This window comes from Sporosarcina sp. FSL K6-1540 (genome assembly GCF_038620285.1).
Lineage (GTDB): Bacteria > Bacillota > Bacilli > Bacillales_A > Planococcaceae > Sporosarcina > Sporosarcina psychrophila.
Genome location: NZ_CP152018.1, coordinates 3265090 through 3291493, shown reverse-complemented (window position 1 = coordinate 3291493; position 26404 = coordinate 3265090). Strand labels below are relative to the sequence as shown.

25 protein-coding genes and 1 other annotated feature are annotated in these 26404 nt (G+C 41.1%); of the genes, 3 read left to right on the top strand and 22 right to left on the bottom strand.

What is annotated here, in order from left to right; genetic code table 11:
- Positions 1–14: 14 nt before the first annotated feature.
- The 8 genes from MKY15_RS15545 to zapA form a co-directional block, all read right to left on the bottom strand.
- Positions 15–788, bottom strand: a complete 774-nt coding sequence (locus MKY15_RS15545) for an enoyl-CoA hydratase (protein ID WP_067213902.1) — start codon at positions 786–788, stop codon at positions 15–17.
- 175 nt (positions 789–963) lie between these two features.
- Positions 964–1545: a TetR/AcrR family transcriptional regulator gene (locus tag MKY15_RS15540; RefSeq protein WP_067207836.1), complete on the bottom strand. Its 582-nt coding sequence runs from the start codon at positions 1543–1545 to the stop codon at positions 964–966.
- 91 nt (positions 1546–1636) lie between these two features.
- A complete protein-coding gene (locus MKY15_RS15535) occupies positions 1637–3334 on the bottom strand; it encodes an AMP-binding protein (RefSeq protein ID WP_342537937.1) in 1698 nt (565 codons plus the stop codon).
- Between the two features lie 228 nt (positions 3335–3562).
- Complete coding sequence (locus tag MKY15_RS15530; protein WP_067207831.1) at positions 3563–3976, bottom strand: DUF350 domain-containing protein; 414 nt, start codon at positions 3974–3976, stop codon at positions 3563–3565.
- A 483-nt stretch (positions 3977–4459) separates the two neighbouring features.
- The gene (locus MKY15_RS15525) at positions 4460–6769 is read right to left on the bottom strand and encodes an endonuclease MutS2 (RefSeq protein WP_342539772.1); all 2310 of its coding nucleotides are present in this window, start codon (positions 6767–6769) and stop codon (positions 4460–4462) included.
- Between the two features lie 64 nt (positions 6770–6833).
- A complete protein-coding gene (gene polX / locus MKY15_RS15520; protein ID WP_067207829.1) occupies positions 6834–8540 on the bottom strand; it encodes a DNA polymerase/3'-5' exonuclease PolX in 1707 nt (568 codons plus the stop codon).
- A 102-nt stretch (positions 8541–8642) separates the two neighbouring features.
- Positions 8643–9182 carry a CvpA family protein gene (locus MKY15_RS15515; protein ID WP_067207826.1) on the bottom strand — a complete coding sequence of 180 codons (540 nt, stop codon included), beginning with the start codon at positions 9180–9182 and terminating at the stop codon, positions 8643–8645.
- Between the two features lie 9 nt (positions 9183–9191).
- Entirely contained in the window at positions 9192–9452 is a 261-nt protein-coding gene (zapA, locus tag MKY15_RS15510) for a cell division protein ZapA (RefSeq protein WP_067207824.1), read from the bottom strand.
- A gap of 91 nt (positions 9453–9543) precedes the next feature.
- Between zapA and rnhC the strand changes: the two genes are divergently transcribed.
- Positions 9544–10479, top strand: coding sequence for a ribonuclease HIII (gene rnhC, locus MKY15_RS15505; protein WP_342537932.1), 936 nt, complete (start codon positions 9544–9546; stop codon positions 10477–10479).
- A 210-nt stretch (positions 10480–10689) separates the two neighbouring features.
- Here rnhC and pheT read toward each other — a convergent pair whose 3' ends face one another.
- From pheT to MKY15_RS15490, 3 genes are all read right to left on the bottom strand, one after another.
- Positions 10690–13101, bottom strand: coding sequence for a phenylalanine--tRNA ligase subunit beta (pheT, locus tag MKY15_RS15500; RefSeq protein ID WP_342537931.1), 2412 nt, complete (start codon positions 13099–13101; stop codon positions 10690–10692).
- Positions 13102–13114: 13 nt separating this feature from the next.
- Entirely contained in the window at positions 13115–14152 is a 1038-nt protein-coding gene (gene pheS / locus MKY15_RS15495; RefSeq protein ID WP_342537929.1) for a phenylalanine--tRNA ligase subunit alpha, read from the bottom strand.
- A gap of 80 nt (positions 14153–14232) precedes the next feature.
- Positions 14233–14463: a binding site (T-box leader), on the bottom strand.
- 61 nt (positions 14464–14524) lie between these two features.
- Positions 14525–15289, bottom strand: coding sequence for an RNA methyltransferase (locus MKY15_RS15490; protein ID WP_187047338.1), 765 nt, complete (start codon positions 15287–15289; stop codon positions 14525–14527).
- Positions 15290–15380: 91 nt separating this feature from the next.
- Between MKY15_RS15490 and sspI the strand changes: the two genes are divergently transcribed.
- Positions 15381–15593, top strand: a complete 213-nt coding sequence (sspI, locus tag MKY15_RS15485) for a small acid-soluble spore protein SspI (protein WP_067207810.1) — start codon at positions 15381–15383, stop codon at positions 15591–15593.
- A gap of 129 nt (positions 15594–15722) precedes the next feature.
- Here the strand turns inward: sspI and MKY15_RS15480 are convergent, their stop codons facing one another.
- Positions 15723–15920 carry a hypothetical protein gene (locus tag MKY15_RS15480; protein WP_342537927.1) on the bottom strand — a complete coding sequence of 66 codons (198 nt, stop codon included), beginning with the start codon at positions 15918–15920 and terminating at the stop codon, positions 15723–15725.
- Positions 15921–16144: 224 nt separating this feature from the next.
- Between MKY15_RS15480 and MKY15_RS15475 the strand changes: the two genes are divergently transcribed.
- Positions 16145–16585: a universal stress protein gene (locus MKY15_RS15475; protein WP_340765173.1), complete on the top strand. Its 441-nt coding sequence runs from the start codon at positions 16145–16147 to the stop codon at positions 16583–16585.
- 47 nt (positions 16586–16632) lie between these two features.
- On the opposite strand, the gene MKY15_RS15470 is transcribed toward MKY15_RS15475, so the two are convergent.
- From MKY15_RS15470 to MKY15_RS15425, 10 genes are all read right to left on the bottom strand, one after another.
- Positions 16633–17148, bottom strand: a complete 516-nt coding sequence (locus MKY15_RS15470; RefSeq protein ID WP_067207801.1) for a DUF2798 domain-containing protein — start codon at positions 17146–17148, stop codon at positions 16633–16635.
- A 188-nt stretch (positions 17149–17336) separates the two neighbouring features.
- The gene (locus MKY15_RS15465; RefSeq protein ID WP_067207798.1) at positions 17337–17900 is read right to left on the bottom strand and encodes a TetR/AcrR family transcriptional regulator; all 564 of its coding nucleotides are present in this window, start codon (positions 17898–17900) and stop codon (positions 17337–17339) included.
- 335 nt (positions 17901–18235) lie between these two features.
- A complete protein-coding gene (locus MKY15_RS15460; protein WP_342537925.1) occupies positions 18236–20389 on the bottom strand; it encodes a penicillin-binding protein 2 in 2154 nt (717 codons plus the stop codon).
- Between the two features lie 367 nt (positions 20390–20756).
- Positions 20757–21314 (bottom strand): GNAT family protein, encoded by a 558-nt coding sequence (locus tag MKY15_RS15455; protein WP_255428630.1) that lies wholly within the window; start codon positions 21312–21314, stop codon positions 20757–20759.
- A gap of 654 nt (positions 21315–21968) precedes the next feature.
- Entirely contained in the window at positions 21969–22322 is a 354-nt protein-coding gene (locus MKY15_RS15450) for a hypothetical protein (RefSeq protein ID WP_067207792.1), read from the bottom strand.
- A 324-nt stretch (positions 22323–22646) separates the two neighbouring features.
- Positions 22647–23093, bottom strand: a complete 447-nt coding sequence (locus MKY15_RS15445) for a small multi-drug export protein (RefSeq protein WP_187047839.1) — start codon at positions 23091–23093, stop codon at positions 22647–22649.
- Complete coding sequence (locus tag MKY15_RS15440) at positions 23093–23581, bottom strand: hypothetical protein (RefSeq protein WP_340741833.1); 489 nt, start codon at positions 23579–23581, stop codon at positions 23093–23095. The genes MKY15_RS15445 and MKY15_RS15440 overlap by 1 nt, the downstream gene beginning before the upstream one ends.
- 2 nt (positions 23582–23583) lie before the next feature.
- Positions 23584–23787 carry a helix-turn-helix transcriptional regulator gene (locus tag MKY15_RS15435; RefSeq protein WP_187047331.1) on the bottom strand — a complete coding sequence of 68 codons (204 nt, stop codon included), beginning with the start codon at positions 23785–23787 and terminating at the stop codon, positions 23584–23586.
- Between the two features lie 288 nt (positions 23788–24075).
- Positions 24076–25038, bottom strand: coding sequence for an ornithine carbamoyltransferase (argF, locus tag MKY15_RS15430; RefSeq protein ID WP_340741832.1), 963 nt, complete (start codon positions 25036–25038; stop codon positions 24076–24078).
- Positions 25039–25182: 144 nt separating this feature from the next.
- Complete coding sequence (locus MKY15_RS15425; RefSeq protein WP_342537924.1) at positions 25183–26271, bottom strand: M42 family metallopeptidase; 1089 nt, start codon at positions 26269–26271, stop codon at positions 25183–25185.
- Positions 26272–26404 lie beyond the last annotated feature (133 nt).

Sequence of the window (26404 nt, the reverse complement as noted above, 5' to 3'; positions counted from 1 at the left end):
CCCTAACTTTTTAATTATTTCCCTTTAAATACAGGTACACGTTTTTCAAGGAATGCTTGGATTCCTTCTTTTGCATCCTCAGAGACGAAAACTTCACCGAATGAATCAGCTTCTGCTTTCACACCTTCATAATAAGAAGGATGCTTCGTAAATTGCAGCATCTCTAGTGCAGCTTTCACTGCGACAGGACCCTTCTTAGCAATCTTCTTAGCAAGCTCCATTGTTTTAGGCAGGAGTTCTTCATCTGTATAAGCATGATTGGCAAGTCCTAGACGGGCTGCTTCTATCCCACTGATTGGATCACTCGTTAATAACATCTCCGCTGCTTTCGGCATGCCGACGTAACGCGGAAGACGCTGTGACCCAGCAAAACCGGGGATTAGACCCAATTGCAATTCCGGCAAGCCCAGTTTCGCATTTTCAGTTACAATCCGCATGTGACAGGCCATCGCTAGTTCAAGCCCACCACCCAGTGCCGCGCCATGAATAGCGGCAATAACCGGTTTAGAGAAACGTTCAAGCCGTTCAAAAACTTCTTGTCCGCTTGCGGAAAGTTTTGAAAATTCTTCGCCTGAAGTGACAGATGTAAATTCTTTAATATCTGCTCCAGCCGAGAAAAACTTGCCTTCTCCGTGAAAGACAATGACTCGTACAGAATCGTCGTTCTCCACTTGATCAAGTAATGCATTCACTTCCAGTATGAGTGCGCGTGAAAGCGCATTCGCGGGTGGCCTGTTAATTGTCGCAACAGCTACCCCATCATCAATTGCTACTGTTAGAAACTCCATTTCATCCCCACTTTCCATCAACTACGCCTCGGCGTAATTGCGTCCAAATTTTGAATTATGCCTGCTGGATGCAGGTATGCAACCTTTGCCGCAGGACGCGGCGAACTTTGGTTGCCTTCCCGAACCCACTTCAAAATTTGCGACATCCGCCAGAGGCTACTTAACTTGATTCAAGTTACGCTTTCATTCCATTCATAATCAGCCTATGTACTTCGGGTGATAGTTTCATTAAATCATATTTTTGATCATTCATCACCCATGAAGTGATTGTTTCGTCAATTGTACCAAATACCATTTGTCTAGCAAGTCGAATATCAAGGCCTTCGTCTAGCGCCCCATTCACGATTCCCTCTTTCAAAATTGCATCTAGGAGCGTTAAATATTCTTTTAGGACTTCGTTAATACGAAGACGTAATTCTTTATTCGATTGACGAAGTTCTAGTTGCGTAACAATTGCCAAGTGACGGTCTTCATGTAGAATGCGAAAATGACTGTCAATCAGTCTGAATAGCTTTTCAGATGTATCAATATCCTGTTTCAATATAACTTCGACGTTATTTACGAAAATCGCCATTTTTTCTCTAAAAACAGATATCAGGATATCTTCTTTATTTTTGAAGTAAAGATAGATTGTCCCGTCAGCAACCCCCGCTTCTTTTGCTATCTTCGAAACTTGGGCTTGGTGGTATCCATTCTCAGCAATGACAATGACTGCCGCATCTACTATTTGCTTATATTTTGGTCTATCTCGTTTCATATCTATATATCACCACCAAAAAGAAAATATGAATGATGATTCATTCATATTTTCATATTAGTTGTTAACGGCTACTATGTCAAGCATTACATCACAGTGGAAGTAATTCCTTTTCAGCTTTCTCTTTTTCTTCATCAATCAAAGCACGGCGTAAAATTTTCCCGACAGCTGTTTTCGGCAATTCTGAACGGAATTCATAAAGTCGCGGCACTTTAAACGATGCTAAATTCTCTCGACAATACTTATCAAGCTCTTCCTCCGTTACAGTAGCTCCTTGTTTCAAGACAATATAGGCTTTGACAGTTTCGCCCCTGTACGGATCTGGGATACCCGCGATAACACATTCCTGTATCGCTTCATGTTCATAAAGAACCTCTTCAATCTCCCGTGGATAAATATTGAAACCGCTTGCAATGATTATATCTTTTTTACGATCAACAACATAGAAATAACCCTCGTCATCCATATATCCAAGATCCCCAGTTAAAAACCAGCCATCGCGGAAAGTTTGTTCCGTATCTTCCGGTCTATTCCAATAGCCTTTCATCACTTGAGGGCCTTTTACCGCAATTTCACCAATTTCTCCATTCGCCAGCGGTTCTGATGACTCAGGACCAAGTATGCAAGAATCTGTATCAGGCCATGGAACACCAATTGATCCTTTAGCTCGTTTGTCTGCCCAGACGAAATTTGAATGGGTAACAGGAGATGTTTCCGTAAGGCCATATCCTTCAACTAGTTTTCCACCGGTGATTTTCTCGAATTTTTCCTGCACTTCGACCGGTAATGCAGCAGAACCACTAATACATGCTTTAATTGAAGACAGATCATATTTTTTAAGATTAGGATGGTTTAATAGTCCAATATAGATCGTAGGTGCGCCAGGAAATAAGGTTGGCTTCTGTTTATCGATTGCTTTCAAAGCCGTTTCAAAATCAAATTTAGGGATAAGTACCATTCTATTCCCTTGCATGACAGAAAGAATTAATACGGTTGTCATTCCATATACGTGGAAGAATGGCAAAATACCCATGACCGTTTCTTCGCCTTCTTTACACTTATACAACCATTCGCCACACATTTTAACGTTAGAAATTAGATTAGCGTGTGTCAACATGACTCCTTTTGGAGGACCCGTTGTGCCACCCGTATATTGCAGCAACGCAATATCTTCATCGTAATCAAAGTCATAACTAACCGGATCTGATTTTGCGACTTTCATAATTTCCGTGAATAGATGGTTCATTCCACGGTGCTCAACTTTCACTGTAATCCCGTGTTCTTTTTTCTGAATGAATGGATAGATGAGATTCTTAGGAAACGGTAGGTAGTCTTTTATTCCCGTTATTATTACATGCTCAAGTTTTGTGTCTTTAACGATTTTCGAAATTCGCGGAAATAGAATGTCGAGTGAAATGATTGCTTTCGCTCCAGAATCAACCATTTGATAAGCCACTTCACGCTCCGTATAAAGAGGATTCGTCTGAACGACGATTGCACCCACATACAATATCCCATAGTAGGCAATTGCCCCTTGTGGACAGTTTGGAAGCATGATTGCAACCCGGTCCCCTTTGACAATTCCGATAGTTGTCAAATAGTTCGCGAACTTCAAAGCTGATTCATGAAACTCTTTAAATGAGATGTCTTTACCAAGGAAATGCATAGCCGTCTTGTTAGGATATTTCTCGCTGGATCTTGTCAAGAATTCCTGAATAGGAATATGTTCATAGTCAAGCGTCTTTGAGATTTCAGCGGGATATAAGTCCAGCCAAGGTTTCATTGTCAAATAAAAGCCTCCTTTTTCCTCTTCTTCAATTCTTTGAATATTCCTAATCTAATTATAGTAGTAATTGAGTCAGGTTTCAAATAGAATATTTTATGTCAATAAAAAAAGCCTTGACCAGAATAAACTGGTCAAGGTGTATTTGCCGTCATCCAATAAATACCTACTGCGATAAATAATACGCAGACAACGAGTAATATTTTAGCTAATTTTTCCACAACTTCACAACCCTTATGAAATACTTGCTCCTATAACGAATGAAAGTCCCACTGATATCGTCAAGGATATGAAACCGACCGCACGATTATCTGCTTCGATTTCCTTATCAATATTGAATTTAGGTGTCAGGAATTCAAACAACAAATAGGCGAAAATAAGCAGGGTAAATCCAAACAAGCCCCAGCCAATCATTTGAGGTAATGAATTATGCTGTTCGATTGAGTATCGAAAAATGTTTGCTACCCCAAATATTTTACCACCTGTCGCAAGTGCCACTGCAACGTTTCCTTTTCTAATTTCTTCCCAATTCTTATATTTCGTGACGAGCTCAAAAAGCACCATTGAAACGATAAGACATAGGACTACTACACTGAAATAGCCTGCTGATTCTACTAATGGATGATTCCAAAATTCGGTTTTATTCATAGTTTTAGACTCCTTTTACGTTCGGTCATTCCTTCCTATACGGATAAGCACGTAAAAGGTTTCAAAAACGGGAATATACTTTTTCATTAGCGCATGAAACTTTGAGAGAATCTTATCCACTGCATAGGTGGATATAGAGATTCCTTTCAAGTCGCTGCGGCGCTCGGGGATGCCTTCCGCCCTTAGCGAGAGCACTGAAAAAGTACGATTTCCTTCAATCCCGTTGATTTCCGTTCCGAGCGGGCGCTTTCCGCGGGCACGGCTTCAGTCAATCGAACTACGAAGGGTTCGATTTGCCGTATTTCTGTGTTCTTTGCAGAAATTAAGGCATTCTTGCCCCGTGCTCCCAACGCTAGCAAAAGCCGCTCTTCACTACAATCAACTAGTTCTTACTATAAAAAAGAACTTTTTCAGTGACTCCCCCTTGTAAGGCGCCTTTGCTTGGTTTATACAGGTATACATTGGTTAACTTAAACAGTGGAATTATTTCAATTCAACAACAGTAACGCCGTGTCCGCCTTCACTGGCTTCGCCAAATCGGTACGTTTTCACGCGGCTGTGATTTTTCAAGAATTGCTGGATACCTTGCCTTAACGCCCCTGTCCCTTTGCCATGAATAATCGACACTTGGTGATAATTTGATAGGAGCGCATCGTCCAAATACTTCTCTGTGCGGAAAATTGCATCTTCATAGCGTTCTCCCCGCAGGTCGAGTTCCATTTTAACATGTGTATCTCGTCCCGCTACTGAAGTTGATACATACTGTTTTTTCTCTTTTTCAGGTTTAACAAATTCCAGTCCTGATTGATCAAGCTTCATCTTCAAAATACCGATTTGGACAATCCATTCATGATCTGAAACTTTATCAATGAGCGTCCCTTTTTGACCATAACTGAGCACTTTCACTTCGTCACCTGTTTGAAGGGCCCTTGGCGCTGCCTTCGCTTTCACTGCCTTCTTCTTCGCTTCAGCAGGAGCAGCGCCTTCAAGACGTTTTCGAGCTTCAATCAATTCGTGTTCTTTTACGTTTGCCCCCACATTCAGGCGCATTGCACGTAAATCTGAAATGATTGCTTCCGATTCACGCTTCGCATCTTCGATGATTTTTTTGGCTTTCTCTTTTGCTTTTTCTTCCATTCGTTCTTTCTTGTTATCGAACTCCGTTAGTTTTTCTTCCAATTCACGTTTCAAACGATCCGTTTCTAGTAAGATGTCATGCGTCTCTTCTGCATCTTTTTCTGATTGCACACGGCTTGTCTCAAGCGAAAGGATCATTGAATCAACTTCACCGCGATCTGTACCCGTGAATTTTTTCGCCCTATCAATAACCCAGTCCTGCAATCCTAGTCGCTTTGAAATTTCAAACGCATTACTGCGTCCTGGAACGCCTATTAACAAACGGTACGTAGGACTAAGCGTGTCAACATCAAATTCAACACTTGCATTGGCAACGCCTGGACGGTTATAGCCATATGCTTTCAACTCTGGATAATGAGTTGTTGCCATTACTCTTGCACCACGTCCATGCACTTCATCCAGAATCGAGATGGCAAGTGCCGCCCCTTCCTGCGGATCCGTACCCGAACCGAGCTCATCGAATATAATAAGGGAACGGTCATCGTATTTCTCTAAAATATCGACGATGTTCACCATATGTGAGGAGAATGTACTAAGGCTTTGCTCAATCGATTGCTCGTCTCCAATATCAGCATAGATCGAATCGAACACTGCAACTTCAGAGCCGTCGAGTGCCGGTATAGGAAGTCCTGCCTGTGCCATTAGCGTACATAATCCTACCGTTTTTAATGTGACCGTTTTCCCGCCCGTATTAGGTCCGGTAATAACGATGGTTGTGATATCTTTACCGAATTCAATTGTATTCGCAACTGCTTCTTCCATCGACAACAAGGGATGTCGCGCTTTCGTTAGACGAATATAGCCTTTATTGTTCACTTCGGGCTTCGTGCATTTATGCGCTTTGCCAAATTTTGCTTTCGCAAGGATAACGTCGATTTCAGACAGTATCGCAACAAGGGTGAATAAATCATGTGCGACTTCCTGCACTTTCGCGGACAGATCAATAAGGATTTTCTCGATTTCTTCCTGTTCCTGCAGTTTTAATCTTCTAATTTCATTATTTGCCTGTACGACTGCATCAGGCTCGATGAAAAGCGTTTGACCAGACGACGACATATCGTGAATAACACCACGGTAATGCGAACGATACTCCGACTTTACTGGAATCACATAACGGTCATTCCGGATAGTGACAATGGCGTCGGATAACATCGTTGCAGCATTTTTCCCACGTGTATAACTTTCCAGCTTTTCACGTACGCGGCCTTCCTGCATTCGCAAACCTTGCCGAATTGTACGTAGCGATCCTGAAGCGCTGTCGACAACATGCGCATTGTCATCAATGCATGCATTGATTTCGTGTTCCAAGCCTGTCAAAATCGGAATGGCATCTTTTTTCGCAATGAAATGCGGAATTTCAATATCTTCATCTGCCACTATCGCTTCAATGAATTGACGCAGGTTCCGGCTTGCACGGATTGTGTTGGCTGTTTCCATCAATTCATAAGCACTCAGCATGCCGCCCATTTGTGCACGTTTGGCATGGGGTCTAATATCGCTAATTCCGCCCATTGGCACATTGCCACGAACGCGAAGTATCGATAACCCTTCGTCTGTTTCCTCTAGCAGTTTTACAACTTCATCAAAATCACTAACGGGTACTAATTTCTCCATATAAGATCGACCGGCGAATGATGTGCAATGAGTTGCTGCCATATCCCGGATTTTATCGAACTCAAGTGTTTTTAAGACACGGTTTTCCAATGTCTTACACTTCCTCTCACTTCCGCACAATTTCGCGGATAAATTTATCGAGCGGCCACGTATTAACGACCGTCTCTTTTTTCAACCATGCTTTTTTACCGTAGTTTACGCCAGTAGTCATATAATTTAGTTGTTCAATTGCATGTGCATCTGTATTAATGGCAATAGTAACTCCAGCTTCCTGCGCCATAATCAGATGATCAGTCGCAAGGTCGAGCCGATATGGGTTCGCATTCAACTCAAGTATTTTACCATACTCCTTCGCCCACTGAATAAGTTGGGGTACATCAGGATTATAACCTTCCCGTTGACCAACGATTCGACCGGTCGGGTGTGCAATCATATCGACGTGCGGATTTTTCATAGCCGTATGGAGCCGTTCCATAATCAATTCCTGTGATTGACTGAAATTAGAGTGAATAGAAGCAATGACAAAATCTAACTCACTTAGCAGTTCATCATCAAAATCCAGTGTAGCGTCAGGAAGGATGTCCATTTCCGTTCCGCAAAAAATTTCGATATCATCATATTCTTTATTCAACGAACGGATCTCCACGATTTGTTCACGTATTCGTTCAGGTGTTAGTCCGTTCGCAACTTTGAGATACTGCGTATGGTCTGTGATAACCATATAAGAATAGCCCTTAGCACGGCAGGCCTCAACCATTTCACGGATTGAGTACGCTCCGTCCGACCATGTTGTATGCATATGAAGGTCCGAACGGATGTCCTCGATCGCTACCAAGCCGGCTAGTTCATCGACACGATCGATTTCACTGCCATTTCTGCGCACTGCAGGCGGGATGAACGGCAAACCGAAGTGAGCGAAAAATTGTTCTTCTGAATCGAATGTCTCGATGGAACCATCTTCATTCTCCACTCCGTATTCACTTATTTTCATTCCTCTAGATTTCGCAAGTTGGCGCATTTTGACGTTATGGTCTTTCGAGCCAGTGAAATGATGAATAGCACTTGCGAATTGTTCTGCTTTCACGAAGCGGAAATCGGCGTCAATCGCCTCTTCCAAGTCGAGTGTTACAGACAGTTTCGCATCCCCTGCCGCAATCGTCGCAACCAGAGGTAATGTGGCAAGTAGCTTTTCCCGTACAGTTGCGGGCTCGTCCGTCACAATGATGAAATCGACGTCACTACTTTCCTCTTCCGTTCGACGGTAACTTCCAGCGACAGAAAAATGTTTAATCTCTGGTATCAAACGAAGTTCCTGCTCAACAAATGTAACAACCTTCTCCATTTGCCAATGCGGAAATTTCCCTTGACGAGTTCCTAAGATTTCAATTTCGCTCAACATATTCTCTTCTGTCTTCTTGCCGAAACCAGCTACTTTACTTACTTCCCCTGCCATGCATGCCGCATGGAGCGATTCAACCGAATCGATGCCAATCGCTTCCCGTAGTTTGGCGATTTTCTTGCCACCTAGGCCTGGTATTTTCAACAATGGAATAAGCCCTTTTGGCACAGCTTCTTCCAGTTCTTTCAGCAGATCAGACTCTTCTTTTTCTAGCAAATCGGTAATGACAGCACCCGTGCCTTTGCCAATCCCTTTCAACTTTAAAATATCATCCATTTCGGATAAACTGCGTGGATCTAGTTCAAGCACGTTGGCCGCTTTTCTAAATGCTGCTACTTTGAAATGGTTTTCCCCAAGCAACTCCATATATAAAGCGATTTTTTCAAACGTGCGAATGATTGTTTTTTTATTCACTATAAGCCCTCCTGTTCTGATATACGGAAGCGTCCTTTTGCATTCGGCCGCTGCGGATAGACAATTCTAGAAAAAAGCTTCCCTCCAAAAAGGGGGAAGCCGTCAGTTTGTATAAATGTACCACCATTTTTTCACAGTTTCAGATAGCACCGGCGTATGTTCAAACATCGACTTAGCAAGCAATGAATTGCTTATCCTTTCTTGGATAAACTCTATCGGTAGCATAGCCAGCAGATAGAGAACAAGGAACATAAGTATATAGAATTCGATAAATCCGAACAAAGCTCCCGCAATACGTGCAACGAAACCGAGGACGGGCAAATACTTCAGGAAATCAAACATAGATGCAATGAGCTGCAATCCAAATTTGACAACAAGAAATATCAAAACAAATGCCAGTAATTGATAGAACGTCCCATCTAGATCAAGTTGTTCAACTGTCATGGATAATTTTGAACCGGCAGTCACACCTGGATAAGGAACCCAAAGAACAAATGCTTCCGCAAGTTGTTTATAGTACGTATAAGCGACGACAAGTGCGATGATGAAACCTGTCATATGTATAATTTGGACAATGAGTCCCCGTCTGAATCCAGTTACGAGTCCCCCAAATAGGAGGATAATAATTAATAAATCAAGCATGTAATACCGTCAACCCTTCAGCTTATTCAATTCTACTTCTAATTGTTCAATTTGCATTTTTAATTTAAGATTATCATGTACACTATTAACGGCGGTTAGCACAGCGATTTTTGTACTGTCGAGATAAGGGTTATGGGCACTGATTTCCCTCATCCTTTCATCGACCATCGAGGCGACCAGCCGCATATGAGTGCTTGTTTCGGTACCGACCATTTTATAGGTCTGTCCGTATATGTCAACTGCTATGCGTGTCTTCTGTTCGTCTGCCAATGATACGACCTCCCACATAAAAAACTCTGTTATTAATCATACCACGAAATGGTTTTAGTTGTGAATTAAGTCGACGAAAGGAAGTTATAAATTGAGTAATCAAGTTATTATTGTAAACAGTCAAGATATGAAAAAAGTGATAAATCATTACATGTCTTCAAAAGTCGTACGCAATGCTCCTGGCGTCGTCTTTGCAGCGAAACTACCTGATACCTCAATCACAGCCTACAAGTCCGGAAAAGTACTATTCCAGGGCGCAGGATCTGAACGAGAAGCCGCGCGTTGGGGCACAGCAGAAGTTAAAGCGGGGTCGGCCGCAGTGAAAACAAAAGGTGATGTGCTGCCAGACCGCTTGGCACAGTTATCCGTTCTCGGGTCAGATGAAACAGGAACGGGTGATTTCTTCGGGCCTGTTACTGTTGCAGCTTGTTTCGTCCGTGCCAATCAAATAGAGCTTGTTCGCGAACTTGGTGTAAAAGATTCAAAAATGCTAACAGATGACCTCATGCGAAAAATCGCACCTGATTTACAGGAGGCGCTCATTTATAGTGTACTGACGCTTGAAAACGAGAAATACAATGATGTACAAGCGAGCGGCTGGTCTCAAGGAAAGATCAAAGCCCTCCTCCATAATCAAGCACTTAAGCATGTACTCCGGAAAATGGACGGGGAGAAACCCGATTATATTTTGATTGACCAATTTGCGGAGCGCGGAATTTATTATAATCACATCAAAGCGGAGTCTGAAATTGTGCGAGAGAATGTGCTGTTTTCGACAAAAGCGGAAGGTCTTCATATGTCGGTTGCAGCTGCGTCAATTATTGCACGTGTTGCATTTTTAGAAGAGATGGACCGGTTGAGCGGGATTGCAGGAATGACACTGCCAAAAGGCGCGGGACCGAGAGTGGATGAGGTGGCCGCCAAGATTTTATTAAAAAGCGGTGAAGATACTTTGAAATCACTGACGAAGTGGCATTTTGCGAATGCAGGGAAAGCTAAGAATCTTGCGGCTAGGAAAAGAGGGTGAGTTTTGGTGTGTAATCACAACTCTTCGTTTTCGCGAAAATCTAAGCAACAAATGCCAAGGTAATTACTGTAATTGCAACTTTACGTTTTTAATGGCAACTCTAAGATTCTAATTTCAATTTTTCAAACGTAGTTGCAACTTTTCTTTTCTAATTGCATTTCCCCAAAAAGAGGCACACAGAATAGAATTCTGTGTGCCTCTTGATTTTAGTTATCCGCGAAGCAAAGCTCCTGCTTCTGTTGTTAATGCGTTCAATACTTTGTCATGCGCTTTGACAACTTCTTCGTCTGTCAATGTGCGCTCAGCATCTGAATATGTCAGTGAGAACGCAAGTGATTTCTTGCCATCTTCAACATTGTCCCCTTCGTACAGGTCAAACAATCTAACGTATTTCAACAATTTACCACCAGCGCTGCGAATAACGTTTTCAAGCATACCTGCTGATGTATCGCTCGAAACGACAAGCGCAATGTCCCTTGAACTCGATGGGAAACGTGGAACCTGGGTATATAAAAGTTCTTCCGTTTCAACTGCCAAAATTTCAGCAAGGTTCATTTCCATTACATATGTGTTTTTCAAATCACGTTTTTTCTGTTCTGTCGGGTGAATTTGTCCAATCAAACCTATCCGTTCGGCATTATAGAAAATGTTTGCTGTCCGTCCAGGATGCATCCCGTCAAGAACAGTTTGTTCGAATGACAGACCTTCAGAAAGACCGAGACTATCCATCATGCCTTCGACAATTCCTTTTAGAACGAAGAAGTCGACCGATTTCGTTTCAGCTTGCCATGCATGGTCAACCCATTTCCCAGTAATAACAGCTGCAACATGTTCAACTTCTTGCGGCAGTCCATCTTCCTCTTCACCAAGGAATACCGATCCAGTTTCATAAAGTGCTACCGAATCCATACGGCGTGCAACGTTGTATGTTGCAGCCTCAAGGAGATGCGGGATAAGACTTTGCCGAAGGATACTGCGGTCTTCACTCATCGGCATCAGAAGTTCTGTAACAGGTGCTGTTTCAAGTGCGTAGCTTTGTGCCTGTTCCTTAGATGTTAATGAATACGTCAGTGCCTGGAAGAGTCCTGCGCCTTCAAGGAACGCTCTAACTGTACGACGTTTCGCTTGATACGGCGACAACCCACCCGGCGTCGATTCCGTTATTGGAAGTGTCATTGGAATCAAGTCATAGCCGTACATCCGTGCAATCTCTTCGATAATATCTTCTTGGATTCGAAGATCCTGCCTGCGTGTCGGTGCGTCAATGATCAATTTTCCGTTCACCGCTTCTGTAGGGATTTGTAATCCGTCTAAAATAGCTAGCATTTCTTCAAGAGGGATCTTCATACCAAGGCGATTGTTAATATAATCCGGTGAAACAGTAATGCGTACAGGCGTTTTATCGAGTTCATCAACAATGACAGATCCAGCAAGCACTTCGCCCCCCGCAATTTCAGCCATAAGCTGTGCGGCACGTTCTGCTGCTGCTTCGACTCGATTAGGATCGACTCCTTTTTCAAAACGTGTACTCGCATCACTACGAAGTCCAAGCTCTCTCGAAGTACGGCGGACAGATCCTGATGAGAAGTAAGCAGATTCGATGACAACCGTCGTCGTTCCATCATGTACTTCCGTATTTAATCCGCCCATTACGCCAGCAATCGCTACAGGTTCTTTACCATTCGTAATAACAAGTTGATGCGCTTCCAGTGTCCGTTCAGTATCATCCAATGTCGTGATTTTTTCACCTTGTTCCGCAAGACGGACAGCGATTTCACCTGTTCCAAGACGGTCATAGTCAAATGCATGAAGCGGCTGACCGTATTCCATCAGGACAAAGTTTGTAATATCGACAACGTTATTATGTGGACGTACTCCAGCAGCCATTAAACGGTTTTGAAGCCATAACGGCGATGCTTCTACTTTAACGTTTTTAACGACTTTCGCTACGTACATCGGATTTTCTTCTTTTGCATCGATACGCAGTTTCAGCATATCTTCGGCTTTTTCATTTGAAGCCGTGTAGTTAATTTCAGGGAGTTGTATACCTTGTGATAAAATCGCTCCAACTTCATACGCAACGCCTATCATGCTGAGTGCGTCTGAACGGTTAGGCGTTAAATCGAATTCAAGCACTTGATCATGAAGACCAAGCAGCGGGAGTGCGGATTCACCTGGTACAGCTGATTCAGGAAGCACATAGATTCCTTCTGCATATGCTTTTGGTACAAGCTTGCCTTCAATTGCAAGCTCTTGAAGTGAACAGATCATTCCGTTCGATTCCTCACCACGCAGTTTTGCTTTTTTAATCTTCATGCCGCCTGGTAGTACTGCACCTGGACGTGCAACAATGACTTTTTGCCCTTCTGCAACGTTGGGAGCACCACAAATAATTTGTGTAGTTTCTTCCCCAACATCCACTTGACAAATATTCAACTTATCCGCTTCAGGATGTTTCACACATTCCAACACATAACCCACAACTATGTTCGTCATACCATGCGAACGGTCGATGATGGAATCAACTTCAATGCCCGAACGTGTAATTTTCTCCGCAAGGTCTGCCGTAGAAATTCCCTCTATATTTACATATTCACTTAACCATTTTGTAGATACTAACATATTCGTCTCCTCCTCAAGCTTCCGTCCGGTGGAATTGCGATACGAACCGCACGTCATTTGTATAGAAATGACGGATATCTTCCACACCATATTTCAACATTGCAATACGTTCAGGTCCCATACCGAAAGCGAAACCTGATACAACAGCGGGGTCATAACCAGCCATTTCCAGTACATTCGGGTGTACCATACCGGCACCTAAAATTTCGATCCAGCCTGTTTTCTTACAAACGTTACAGCCGTTTCCGCCACATTTAAAACATGAAATATCCATTTCAACAGACGGTTCCGTGAATGGGAAGAAGCTCGGACGCAGACGGATTTCACGCTCATCGCCAAACATTTTTTTAGCGAATAAAGAAAGTGTCCCTTTCAAGTCGCTCATGCGGATATCTTCACCAATAACAAGCCCTTCAATTTGCGTGAATTGATGAGAATGCGTCGCATCGTCACTATCACGACGGTACACTTTACCTGGGCATATAATCTTAATCGGCGCGCCGCCTTTCGCTTCCATCGTCCGTGCTTGAACTGGAGACGTATGTGTACGAAGAAGAATATCTTCGGATATGTAGAACGAATCTTGCATATCACGTGCTGGATGGCCTTTTGGCAAGTTCAGCGCTTCAAAGTTGTAATAATCTTTCTCAACTTCAGGACCCTCAGCAATTTCATAGCCCATGCTGATGAAGAAGTCTTCGATTTCCTCAACAACACGTGTTAACGGATGGTGATTTCCAGTACGTGCAGGACTTCCAGGCAATGTTACATCAATCGATTCTTTTTCAAGCTGTTCGTTGATGGCTAATTCTTCAAGTTTCGCCATACGGTCTTCGAGCACTTCTGTCACTGCCTCACGAATAACATTGACAAGCGCCCCCATTTTCGGACGTTCTTCAGCAGGAAGTTTCCCCATGCCTTTCAGCAAATCAGTAATTGGCCCTTTTTTCCCTAAGTAGGCTACACGAACTTCATTCAATGATTTTACATCTGAAGCTGCTTCAATTTTTGCAAGCGCCTCTACTTTCAACAGTTCTAATTGTGCTTCCATGTCAATTCTCCTTTCAAAATAAAAAAAGTGTAGGGCGTCTGGCGCCCGAAACTAGACGAAATAAAAACCCCGCCCCTTAAAAAAGGGACGAGGACGATTTCGCGGTACCACCCTGATTATCATACCCGAAGATATGATCACTCAAATCGGAATAACGGTCCGGCACCGGCACACCTTTACAGCTTACGCTGGTCCTGGCGGCAGCTCACGGGGTGAACTTCGACAATCATTTACCCATCTGCGCTTTCAGTCAAGGCGCGGACTCCCTTTCGGCTCATGTATTGTTTACTTTTCCCGATCATTGCTTTTCATTTCTATTCATAACCAATAGTATACCCGATTATGATTTGATCATCAACAACATGCTAATTTTCACACTTTAGAATACGTATATAGCAGGATGCCCGTTGCCACTGCGACGTTTAACGATTCTGCTTTGCCGTACATTGGAATCTTGACCGTATTATCCGCCATCTCAAGCAAATCCGGATTGACGCCACTGCCTTCATTTCCAACAATCAATGCAAATTCGTCTTGTGGCCAAATATCGGAATGATTCACAGCATTTTTCAATCCTGTCCCCAAAACTTGGATGCCCGCTTCTTTCGCCTTAGCCGTCCATTCAATAAGATCACCCTTGACGATTGGAATATTGAAATGTGAGCCTTGCGCAGAACGTACTGTTTTCGGGTTATACGAATCAGCGGTCCCCATTCCAAGAATAACTGCATCCATTCCAGCAGCATCTGCCGTCCGAATCATCGTTCCGACATTACCAGGATCCTGGACTGCGTCAATTAACAAAAGTTTTTTCCATGCTGAATAATCCTCTTCGGCATGCTCCGGCTGACGGCAATGTGCATAAATACCCTGCGACTGCTCCGTTTCCGAAATTTCTTTCGCAATTGCCTCTGTTATCTCAACAAGCTTTACACCTTCGATAGACCATCCTTGAGGTATTTCAACTCCGTCACGGGTGATCAACGCGAGAATTGTCCCGTTACTTTTTAATGCCTCTTCGACGAGATGAAAACCTTCGACAAGGAATTCTTTCGACAGATCGCGTTCTTTTCGTGTTGTGACAAGCTTTTTCCAATGTTTCACGAGTGCGTTTTGTGATGATTCAATTCGTTTCATATGTACGTTACCGCCTTTTTCTTTTCAGTGTATCAAATGACGGTATAGTTGGCGATATTTGTGTCCAAAATGAAAGTGGGAGGTTGATAAAATGGATTTTCAAATAAGAGATGCCATTTCAGCAAACATGACGAATAATACAGCGGATGATATCCGTAACGTTGTGGAAGATGCTATTAAACGAGGTGAAGAGCACCTGTTACCTGGACTAGGGGTGTTTTTCGAAAAGCTATGGAATCATGCAGGAGAACAAGAAAAAACAAAGATGGCCGGAGAGCTAGCACAAGTATTTGCGGCAAGTTGAATTATGCAAAGATTTCACGGAGCACTATCACCGGCGCAATCTTCTATCACGGCGTTTGGATAAACGTAAAGCCGCTCATTAATTGAGCGGCTTTTGTATTTTAAGAACTAGCTATTTTCCAAAAAGAAATCAAAGCCCATCGCCGTTACAAAGCCAAATACAAGTATCCATAATGCAATACGGATGGTCATCCATATGGTTGTGTTCACTTTGCTTGCTCCAAACAATAACCCGATGAGCGCCGCGGTATGCGTACCAATCCATGTATGCTTTATTTACTTCAAATTCATTTGTCCCATTCGGTCCACTTCGAATCCCCTTTTCCATCTTCCTTTTTCCACAACCCCATCTATCCACTTTTTAAAAAGAAGTGAAAATAGAAAGAAAAACTCGAAGAAAAGTATATTGGATAATCTGAAAAACTTTATAGTCGTTTTAGTATTTGCAGTGATTAATGTTATATTGTATTTGTTCATGAAAAAATCAAAAAATGTGAATTTAAAATAACTACAACTGATTTATTACATAATTTAAAAAGGAGATTATGACTAATGGCAACTGGTTATAAAAGTATTGTAGTAGCTGTAGACGGTTCAAAAGAGGCCGATTATGCATTTCGTAAATCACTTGAGATTGCATATCGAAATAAAGGATCACAATTAAACCTCGTTAACATTATTGATACGCGCTACTTGGGACCTCTTGATAAAGAAATTGCTGGGCAAGTCAAAGAACAATCTCAACAAATTTTAGAACGCTATAAAGCACGCGCAGCAGCTGCTCGCGTTGAAAATGTAACTATCATTATTGAATATGGTTCACCTAAAACGGTGATTACAAAAGAGATTGCTAAATTGGTGAAGGCAGACTTAATTATTTGCGGCGCTACGGGGCATACGCCAGTAGAGCGCTACTTAATTGGTTCTGTATCTGAAGCAATCGTACGTTCAGCTAAATGCGATGTTTTAGTCGTCCGTACGCCTGCTGAATGAATAATAAAAAAATCGCTCAGACTTTTTGAAAAGTCTGAGCGATTTTTTTAGATATTTTGTGTATTCGTTTGAACTGCGGCTTTTCTATCTTGCGCTGCGTGCATTTTAACCATTACTAAACGTGCAAATGGTTGGATAACTACGCTCTCTAAAAATAGGGCGAGTAAGAAGTTACGGGGCCAGATTTGGATAAAGTGTGCAAAGATATCAGTTGTAAAACCATCCCCAATGATAACCCCAACAAATGTCATTGTAAATGACATACCTAATACTGTGAAAATTGTACGGAACATAATACGAGCAGCAAAACCATCTGTTGGCGAAATGAATTTAGATGATAAAAATTCTGCAAAACGACCGATTGCTACCGGTTCAATTATCATGACGAAAACCCAAATAATAGGTAACACGATTAGCATGTTCATTGCAACATCTTTGTTGAAGCCTCCAGCAGCAAGGATCATATTGATTGGTCCCATTGTTAATACTGATAATGTTACGATAATTGCGCCAAATAACGCGCCCTCTTTACTGTTTTTCGGTAGTCTGTTTTCTTGATGCATAGTTTGTTTTTCTTCCTTTCAAAATTCATATTTGAGACCTACGTTAAATACATCGATGAATATGCCAATAACAAATCACGCTATGGAGTGAATAATCGTAAGATATATCAATAAAACCGCAGTAAATGTAATTTACACTAAAGATGCACTCAGTTTAACAAACACAATATTAACGGGTTCTGTCGAATTTACTTGTTCACTTTTAATATACCCGGCAATAATGTGGCAATTGTTTTCAAAGGTGTTGCGGATTTTTGCGTCAAACAAAGCATCATTGCACCCTCAATCGAAGCTGTCATCAACAATGCGATAGCGGAAGCTGATTCACTCGAATAGCCTTCCGTTATAAGTTTCTCATAGTAAAGGTGTTGAATGTTTTCATATAGAGCACTACAAGCAGTACGGACTGGTTCACTCATCGTTGCCATTTCACTGACAATGCTACTAAATGTATAGCCGATAATGGTGCCACTTTTTTCAAAATCCCGAATTAACTTATCAATCATTGAGAGTATGGCGTCCTTAGCTGATAGATGCCTGCTGAAAATAGCTTTGATATCTGTGGTAATGGCCTCATTTAAACCTTGTAAACAAATAATCAATAATTCTTCTTTTCCGTTTGGAAAATGATGATAGAGCGCTCCTTTTGTAACATTACAAGCTTTTAAAATCTCGTTAAGTCCAACATTTTTATATCCTTTTTGTTGAAAAAGGGTCGTAGCAGTATCAATTAATTGCGATTTTATATCCATATTTGATGTATCTCCTTCCGCATACCAACTGGTCTGTTTGTAAGTATAACAAAATTTTACCCAGAATTATAGTTTTCAGTTTTTTCGAATTTCAGATGACAAAGAACACGCCTTATTTGAAGGGGTTATTTTAGAATTCTAGGAGTTTTTTCTTAGCGATAGGCGGAGGAATATCCATGAATATTCTTTTAAAATTAATTGACAAGAAGACTGTACGTATTTTATAGGAGCGGATTCTCTTTTCGAAGAGCTTAATTTCATTTTCATCATAAATAGCGGCTTAGGCTTTTATCTATTGAAAAAGTAGGGAAACCATTCTTCTGGTTTCCCTACTTTTATTTTTCAGATTCTTTTTTAGGTGCCTGTATAATTGGTTGCTCGGCTGCTGTAGAAATTTCTTCTTTAGCTCTTTTTACTTTTAGTTTAAAATATTCGTCTACTGCTTGTTGGATAATCTTATTTTGAGCACCAGCCGTGTGATCTCCTGGCTTTGTAGTAATGTTTGGGATAAGAACCGCATAAGCAATTTCCGGATTTTCGTAAGGTGCAAACCCCACATGAGATAGATTGATTGTCGATTTCCCTGAACTGAATGCTTGTGCGGTTCCCGTCTTCCCTGCTCCATCATAGTCTTTTCCAGCAAAATGATTCGAGGCCGTTCCTTTAGGTGCATAATACACGTAATGCATACCACGCTTCACTTGATCAATTTCCGCATCAGTACTATGAATCCTATTTAAAATATTGACCTCTGTTTCTTGAATGAGAGAACCAAGAATTTCACCATCCTCAGATGGTTCGCGTATTTCTTTTAATACTTTTGGAGCTATCCGATAACCGCCATTTGCAATTGTTGAGACGTATTGAGCCAATTGAAGTGTTGTATAGGTATCGAACTGCCCGATGGATAAATCCATTAAAATACCGATTGAATTACTTTCGCCAATCAGACCGGGTGACTCCCCCGGTAAGTCAATGCCAGTTTTTGTTCCAAGTCCAAAAGACGCGAAAGATTGTCGGAACGTATCAAATGCATTTTCCCTAATGCGTTTCGCTCCTTCAGTGCTGTTGTTAGAATCCGCCATAGCCATTGCGATACGGAACATATAAACGTTCGAAGACTTGCCGATTGCTTCAATATCAGTTACAGAAACCCTAGAGTCTTGATTAAACAGCGATCTTTTTGTAATTCCACCGATTCTAATCGGTTCATCTATCTTCGTTTCGCCGATACGTACCACATTTTCCTGATACCCCGTAAGAAGCGTCGCCATCTTCACTGTTGATCCCGCTTCATGGTTCGCAGTAAATGTACCATATGCATAGTCCCATATTTCGAGTTTTCCTGTTTCTGGATTCGTAACAACTTGCTTACCTACAAGCGAAAGAACTTCACCGTTATTTGGATTCATCATAACTACAAAAGCCCTGTCCAATTCTCCGGTATTTGGCCCTCTTTTCAATTCCAACAGTTTATCCGATACAATACTTTCAATTGTCTGATTCAGTTCACTATCAATCGTCAGAATAAGATCCTTACCAGGTTCGCCTTGTCGGATTGTTTTCGTTTCGACGACACGCCCACTACGATCTTTAATATTCTTCACAATTGTTTTTTGCCCTTTTAACAAATCCTCATAATATTGCTCAATATAACTTTTTCCAACACGGTCATTTCCTGAATAATCCCGTGCCAAGAAATAATTCTCACGGGATTTAGGAATACCTTCAATGGGGCTCGTGGTTGTCCCTAGAATCGTATTGTCTGATCTTCTCACACGTTCCCAATCTGTCGTTGTATCCACGCCCGGTAACTCTCCTAGACGTTCAGATACAGTTGCGAATTCCTCGTCCGTCACATTTCCACTTTTCACTATTTGCGGTGAGTATGCATAGCCCGACATCATTTCTCTGTAAATCGCAAGTACTTCTAGCTCCTCTTCCGTAAAAGAATCAATTTCTTCGTCCGTAATTCGTTTTCGTGTAAGCCTATTAATCTTCTTCTGCAATTCCGTCCGTGAAAGCTTACTATCCTTTTCAAGTCTCTCTTGTTCCTTTATAGAAACTTTTTCCGTTGCTGCTTTTGAATTCTTTAAAATCCAAAAGTCTCTCTTATCTCCAGGGGTAATCCTTTTCGTCTCTTGTTCAATCAAGACCGCAAGTTGCTCAGCAACTTTAAGCATCTCGGCTGAAGTCGTCGACGTCATTTTCGTATATGTAATGGCGTTCTTCGGATCATTATCAACTAGAACAAACCCCATACGGTCAAATATTCTTCCCCTTGGCACACTTGTGTTGACGGGTATTTCTTCCTTTTTTTCCAACTCACGGGAATACTCTTCACCTTTAACGATTTGTAAATAACCAAGGCGGAAAATGAGCAATGAAAATAGGACAAAGATTGAAAAGAATAGGAAGTTCATTCGCAATACGATCTGTTTTCGTTGGCGTATTTTAGCCTGATCCGCCTTGCGTATCTGTTTTTTCATTACGCCCCTCCCTCCGTTACTTATTTTGAATTATATCATTCATAATAGAAAATTCACATATTTTTACGTTCACGGAAGTATTTACCTCTCACTCAATAAGAAAAAGCTCCCCCGTAAGGAAGCCGATTCTTAAACTAAAGCATTCGGTAGTGAAATAAATTAGATGCAAAAATAATCCAGTAACAAAAAAGTGAAAAAACAATAAAGACAATAGTATACAATTAACGTTTAAAAGAGAATTACACAATCATAATTGAAATTATAAAAAGGAGCTGCTTAAGCTCCATTACTTATGCTAATGCGCTCGTTCGCTGAAAAAGAGATATAAAAACAGACCATTTAACTGGTCTGCCTATTCAAAGGTTAATTATGTCTTACATTCCCAATCTTTTCTAAGTAAACCCATAATATAAATATCATGATACTTACCAAATCTAAAGAGTTCTTCTTTTAGAGTACCTTCCAAAAGAAAACCACATTTTTCATAAGAACAAATCGCCCTTTTGTTATAGCCAAATACTTGAAGTTTCACTTTATTTAAATTCATATAATTAAAAATAAAATCTACCAATACTTTCATTGAATCGGTTCCATAGCCTTTTCCTTGGTTTTCAGGTCCTATTGAAACACCAACGTGACAAGTACTACTTTTCCAGTTCACTAAGTAAACAGCGATAGTTCCAATGAATAGTTTTTCGTCTTTAAGTTCGATGGCAAACATGTAGTCATCTTTCTCAGAACTAATCTCACTAAGAAATTTCTCGTGGTCCGCCTCAGTAGGTGGAAATGGAATACCATCATTCATTAATAAACGACTTTCCATTATATCTTCAATTGCAAAGAAATTCGCATAATCCTCTTTTGTAATTTTACGTAAAGCAATTTTATTTCCTGATAAAAAACTCTCACTATAATGCTTAATCAATTTAATGTCCCCCAATTAAATTGCAGGGGTCAGCAGTAAGGGTTTGCGATATTCTACTGTGCCCTTGCGAAGTTTTTTTGTTCACTTAATTCTTTTAAAACTTCTACTGCAATGCTCGATAACATAGGCTAATCTCCCTTTTTTTTGATACTCAAAGTATACATTGAATTCGCAGAAATTTCCAACCAATTATAGTTTTTTAATTTTCAAGGGAGTTCGATAAGATAAAACATGCCCAAGAAACCTAAGTAGCTCCGGTAATGTGGATATAAGGTTGGAAGACAACAAATAACATATTGTTCAACAAGTTAAATAACATTAAACTTAGCACAAAAAAATCGCTTGGATATCAATGCGGCCACTGAAAAAGTTCTTTTTCATAGTAAGAACTAGTTGATTGTAGTGAAAAGCGGGTTTTGCGAGCAAGGGTCAAGAATGACTTAATTTCTGCAAAGAACACAGAAATACGGAAAATCGAACCCTTTGCTTTTCGATTGGCTAAAGCCGTGCCTGCGGAAAGCATCCGCTCGGAACGAAAATCAACGGGATTGAAGGAAATATGACTTTTTCATTGGCTTCATATCAATCCGAGCGATTTTCATTTTAGCGTACTTATCTTTTTCAATTAAAGCCATCTTTGCTTAAACAAGGGATTTATTCACCTGGCATATAGCCAATTACTTCATTGAGATTGGGGTCAATAAGTATTAAAGGGGTACCAACCACAACATTCTCTTTGTCTTCAAAAGAAACGATTAATATCTCTTTTCCTTCATAAGTTTTATCCAACAATTCATAGCTATTATTCGCAATCATTTTCTTCACTTTCGCACTTTTCCAGTCTTTTTTAGCATTGTCATTCCAACCTTTTTCTTCGATAAACGCCCAAGCAACTTCTCTGACATTTTCATAACTATCTGTATCAGTGATATTCCCTACTTCTTGGTTATTTGAACAACCAACAATCAAAAATGCTGTTATTGCTAAATATAAAAATTTCAACTTCATATACTTTTCACCCACTATTCTTATTACTCGCCAGGTTTACCAGTATAAATCACTACACCTTCACTATTGTAAGCAATATATTCAGCTTCATAGACATCATTACTATCAATTCTAATGATTCAAACCTTTCAGCAGAACCTTTGGGTAGAAGTTCAAAGTCATAGAAAATGTCCGTAAGTCATTGACGATTGGAAGCAAAGTGTGTTTTGCTAGTTCCTTCACCATTTAATTGTTGAAGTGGCCGTGGTCGATCCAACAATTAAAAAAACAAACTAAACAAACACGAAAGTTTAAACTTTCGTGTTTGTTTCTGTATTATTAGATTCAAAGGTTTTCCACGAAGAAATCGAAGCCCATCGCTGTCGCAATGCCGAATACAAGCGTCCATAACGCAATGCTAATCGTCATCCAAATTGTCGTATTCACTTTACTTGCCCCAAATAACAATCCGATAAACGCCGCAATATGTGTTCCGATTAAAACCGGACCGAGCAACGCGAGTCCAGGCATACCATATTTATTCCAGATTCGTTTCCCCCGCTCAGTCCGCTTCGATTCTTCTTTTCCATCCTTCTTTTTCCTTGACTCCATCCATTCCTTCACTTTTTGGAATGCAATAATGAGAATCAGCACCGTCAACATATTACCAACGAATGCAAGGATCATAACCCAAAACGGGGACAACCCTCTAATGATGCCTAGCGGGATGACAAGTGCGATTTCTAACCACGGAATGGCAGCACCTAGAAACACTAAAAAATATTCAAACATCATTCATCTACCCCCGTATATTTCCTGACTTCTGTGTAATAAATTAAATATTGCCCCATTGAAAGAAGTAAAAGAACCATTACCACACCAATCGTTCCAACTTGGAGTCCTAAAGACAAACCAGCAAAAAGGGGGATGGACCAAACAAAATAAGTATAGACTTTCTTTGTCGCCCGTTTCGTAACCTCTTGAAATAGTTCGTCATCCTCCATATATTCTTGCGGCTTCCATGAGAATACATTAATTTTATGATTCGGCATCCGTTTATTGTGCTTGACAACATTCCAAGTAAATAACGCTAAATAGAAAACGAAAACAAGCAGCGCAACTCCCCAAATCACTCCCCATTCCCCTTGCACATTAACCTCGAAGCTCCTATCTCCCACTGTGAAAACAGAAGATAAACCAACCAGCCAAGTGAGGAGCATTGCTATAACGATGACACCCATTTGCCATAGAGGATACGTAATTCTCATATCATTCTTCATTGTCATTCCTCCCCTTCTAACCAAAATAATTCGTTAATGTCACATTCCAATGCACGTGCCAATCTCAATGACAGTGTCACGGACGGTGAAAATTCCCCTTTTTCGATGAAGCCAATTGTTTGTCGTGTCACGCCAACACGTTTTGCCAGTTCAATTTGTGTGAAATCATGTCGTGCTCGCAATTCTTTCAGCCGATTCTTTAACATCGTGACACCTCCTATTCATAATGTATACTAAACTTAACATTATGTACAGTATTATTAACATTAAGTTAGATTTAATATACAAAAAAAGCCCAGGCATCAAAACCTGGACTTGTTAATCTATAGAAGTTGGATGTGAGTACTTGCCAATTAGTTACAAGTCATTTTTTGATGTAGTCAGGACTGTCGATTACGTTATGACCGGCATGGGGCTAGTTATGCTCACCACGGGTGTACTTATGACCGCCACGTGCTACTCACATCAAAACCTGGACTTGTTAATTTATTTTATTACAACAATGAAGCAAGAACCGCTTTTTGCGCATGCAGTCGATTGCCCGCTTGCTGAAATACATAAGAATTCGGTCCATCAATAACAGACGTCGCAACTTCTTCTTCACGGTGTGCAGGTAAGCAATGCAAGAACATATAATCTTTTTTCGCATGTGCGACCAATCCGTCGTTAATTTGAAACTCTTTGAATGCTTCTAGGCGTGCAGCCGCTTCCTCTTCTTGGCCCATACTCGTCCAGACATCTGTATAAACGACGTCAGCTCCAGCGACAGCCTCTATTGGATTCGTTGTTTCAAAGACACTTCCGCCATTTTTAACAGCAATGGCTTTCGCTTTCACTAAGAGGTTCGGATTGTATTCGAACCCTTTTGGCGTCGCGACAGCTACGTTCATACCCATATGTGCCGCAGCAATTACAAGTGAATGCGCTACATTATTACCGTCTCCTACATAAGCTAACTTCAGCCCCGCTAATGAACCTTTCACTTCCAAAACTGTCAGCAAGTCTGCTAGCGCCTGACACGGATGGAAAATATCCGTCAAACCATTGATGATTGGAACCGAAGTGTGTTGTGCTAGTTCCTTCACCATTTCATGTGAATTCGCACGGATCATGACGCCGTCCAAGTACTCAGACAATACATGACCTGTGTCATAAACGGACTCCCCACGGCCAATTTGCAAGTCACGTGCATTCATGAACATTGCATGCCCCCCAAGTTGGATCATACCCACTTCGAATGAAATACGTGTACGCGTTGAATGCTTTTCAAAAATCATCCCCAGTGTTTTTCCGGCCAATAAATTCGGCATCTTGCCAGCCGCCATATCTTTTTTCATCGCATCTGCTTTATGCAATAAATACGATACCTCTTCATGTGTATAATCAAGCAGGGTAAGTAAATCTCTCCCTTTCAATCCTTCTACTATTTTCGCATTATCCATTTCAATCTTCACCATTCCCTCATCCCCTATCGTTTATTTCAATTGGTATCTCTGATTATATGTATGCATAATTATAAAGTCAAGTGTATTTTTATAGATTTATTCAAATAAAAAAACTGCCCAGACCATTTAATTGGCCTGAGCAGAATAATCGTTCAATTATTCAAATGTAATCTTATTCACCGTGTCACGGTCTAATTTCTTAATGACTGCGACAATCAGTTTCACTGTATTTTCATAATCGTCGCGGTGCAGGATACCTGCATGCGAGTGAATATAACGTGTTGGAATACAGATTGCAAGTGATGGTACGCCATTGCCTGACAGATGAATTGAACCTGCATCTGTTCCTCCGCCTGGAATCGTTTCAAACTGATAAGGAATGCTATTCTCTTCAGCTGTATCAACAACAAGTTCACGCAACCCTTTATGCGATACCATTGAAGCATCGAATAATAGAATTTGTGGACCATCGCCCATTTTACCAGTAGCTTCTTTGGACGTAACACCTGGCGTGTCGCCAGCGATTCCTACATCAACTGCAAATCCGATGTCCGGCTGAATTTTCGTTGCCGCTGTGCGCGCACCACGAAGACCTATTTCTTCTTGTGCAGCCCCCACTCCGAAAACGATATTTGGATGTTTTTCATCTTTAAGCGCTTTCATTACGTCAATCGCAATTGCACAGCCGATACGGTTGTCCCACGCTTTTGCAAGAAGGTATTTTTCATTATTCATCACTGTGAATTCGAAATACGGTACAACCATATCTCCAGGTAGAATGCCCCACTTCATTGCTTCTTCTTTCGAAGTTGCACCAACGTCAATGAACATATCTTTAATATCGACCGGTTTTTTACGCGCTTCAGGCGATAAGATATGCGGTGGTTTCGATCCAATAACACCTGTAACTGTGTCCCCTTTGCGTGTAACGATTGTCACGCGCTGTGCAAGCATTACTTGTGACCACCAGCCGCCTACTGTTTGAAATGATAGGAAACCTTTATCGTCAATTTTAGAAATCATGAATCCAACTTCATCAAGATGTCCCGCTAGCATGATTTCGGGTCCATTCTCATCGCCAGTTTTCTTCGCGATTAATGAACCAAGACCATCCTGTTCAATATTATCTACAAATGGCTCTATGTACTTTCTCATAACTTCACGGGGTTCACGTTCGTTACCAGGAATCCCTTTTGCGTCTGTAAGTTCTTTCAGCATCACTAACGTTTCATCTAATTTCGTCAATTCCTTCGACCTCCTAAATAAATCGTACATGAGTAGTATATGCGAAAAGTGCACTATTATCAAAACATTTAGGATTGAGAATCAAATAAAGTAGAGAGTTGATTGAAATCACTATATAGTCGGCACTCAACAA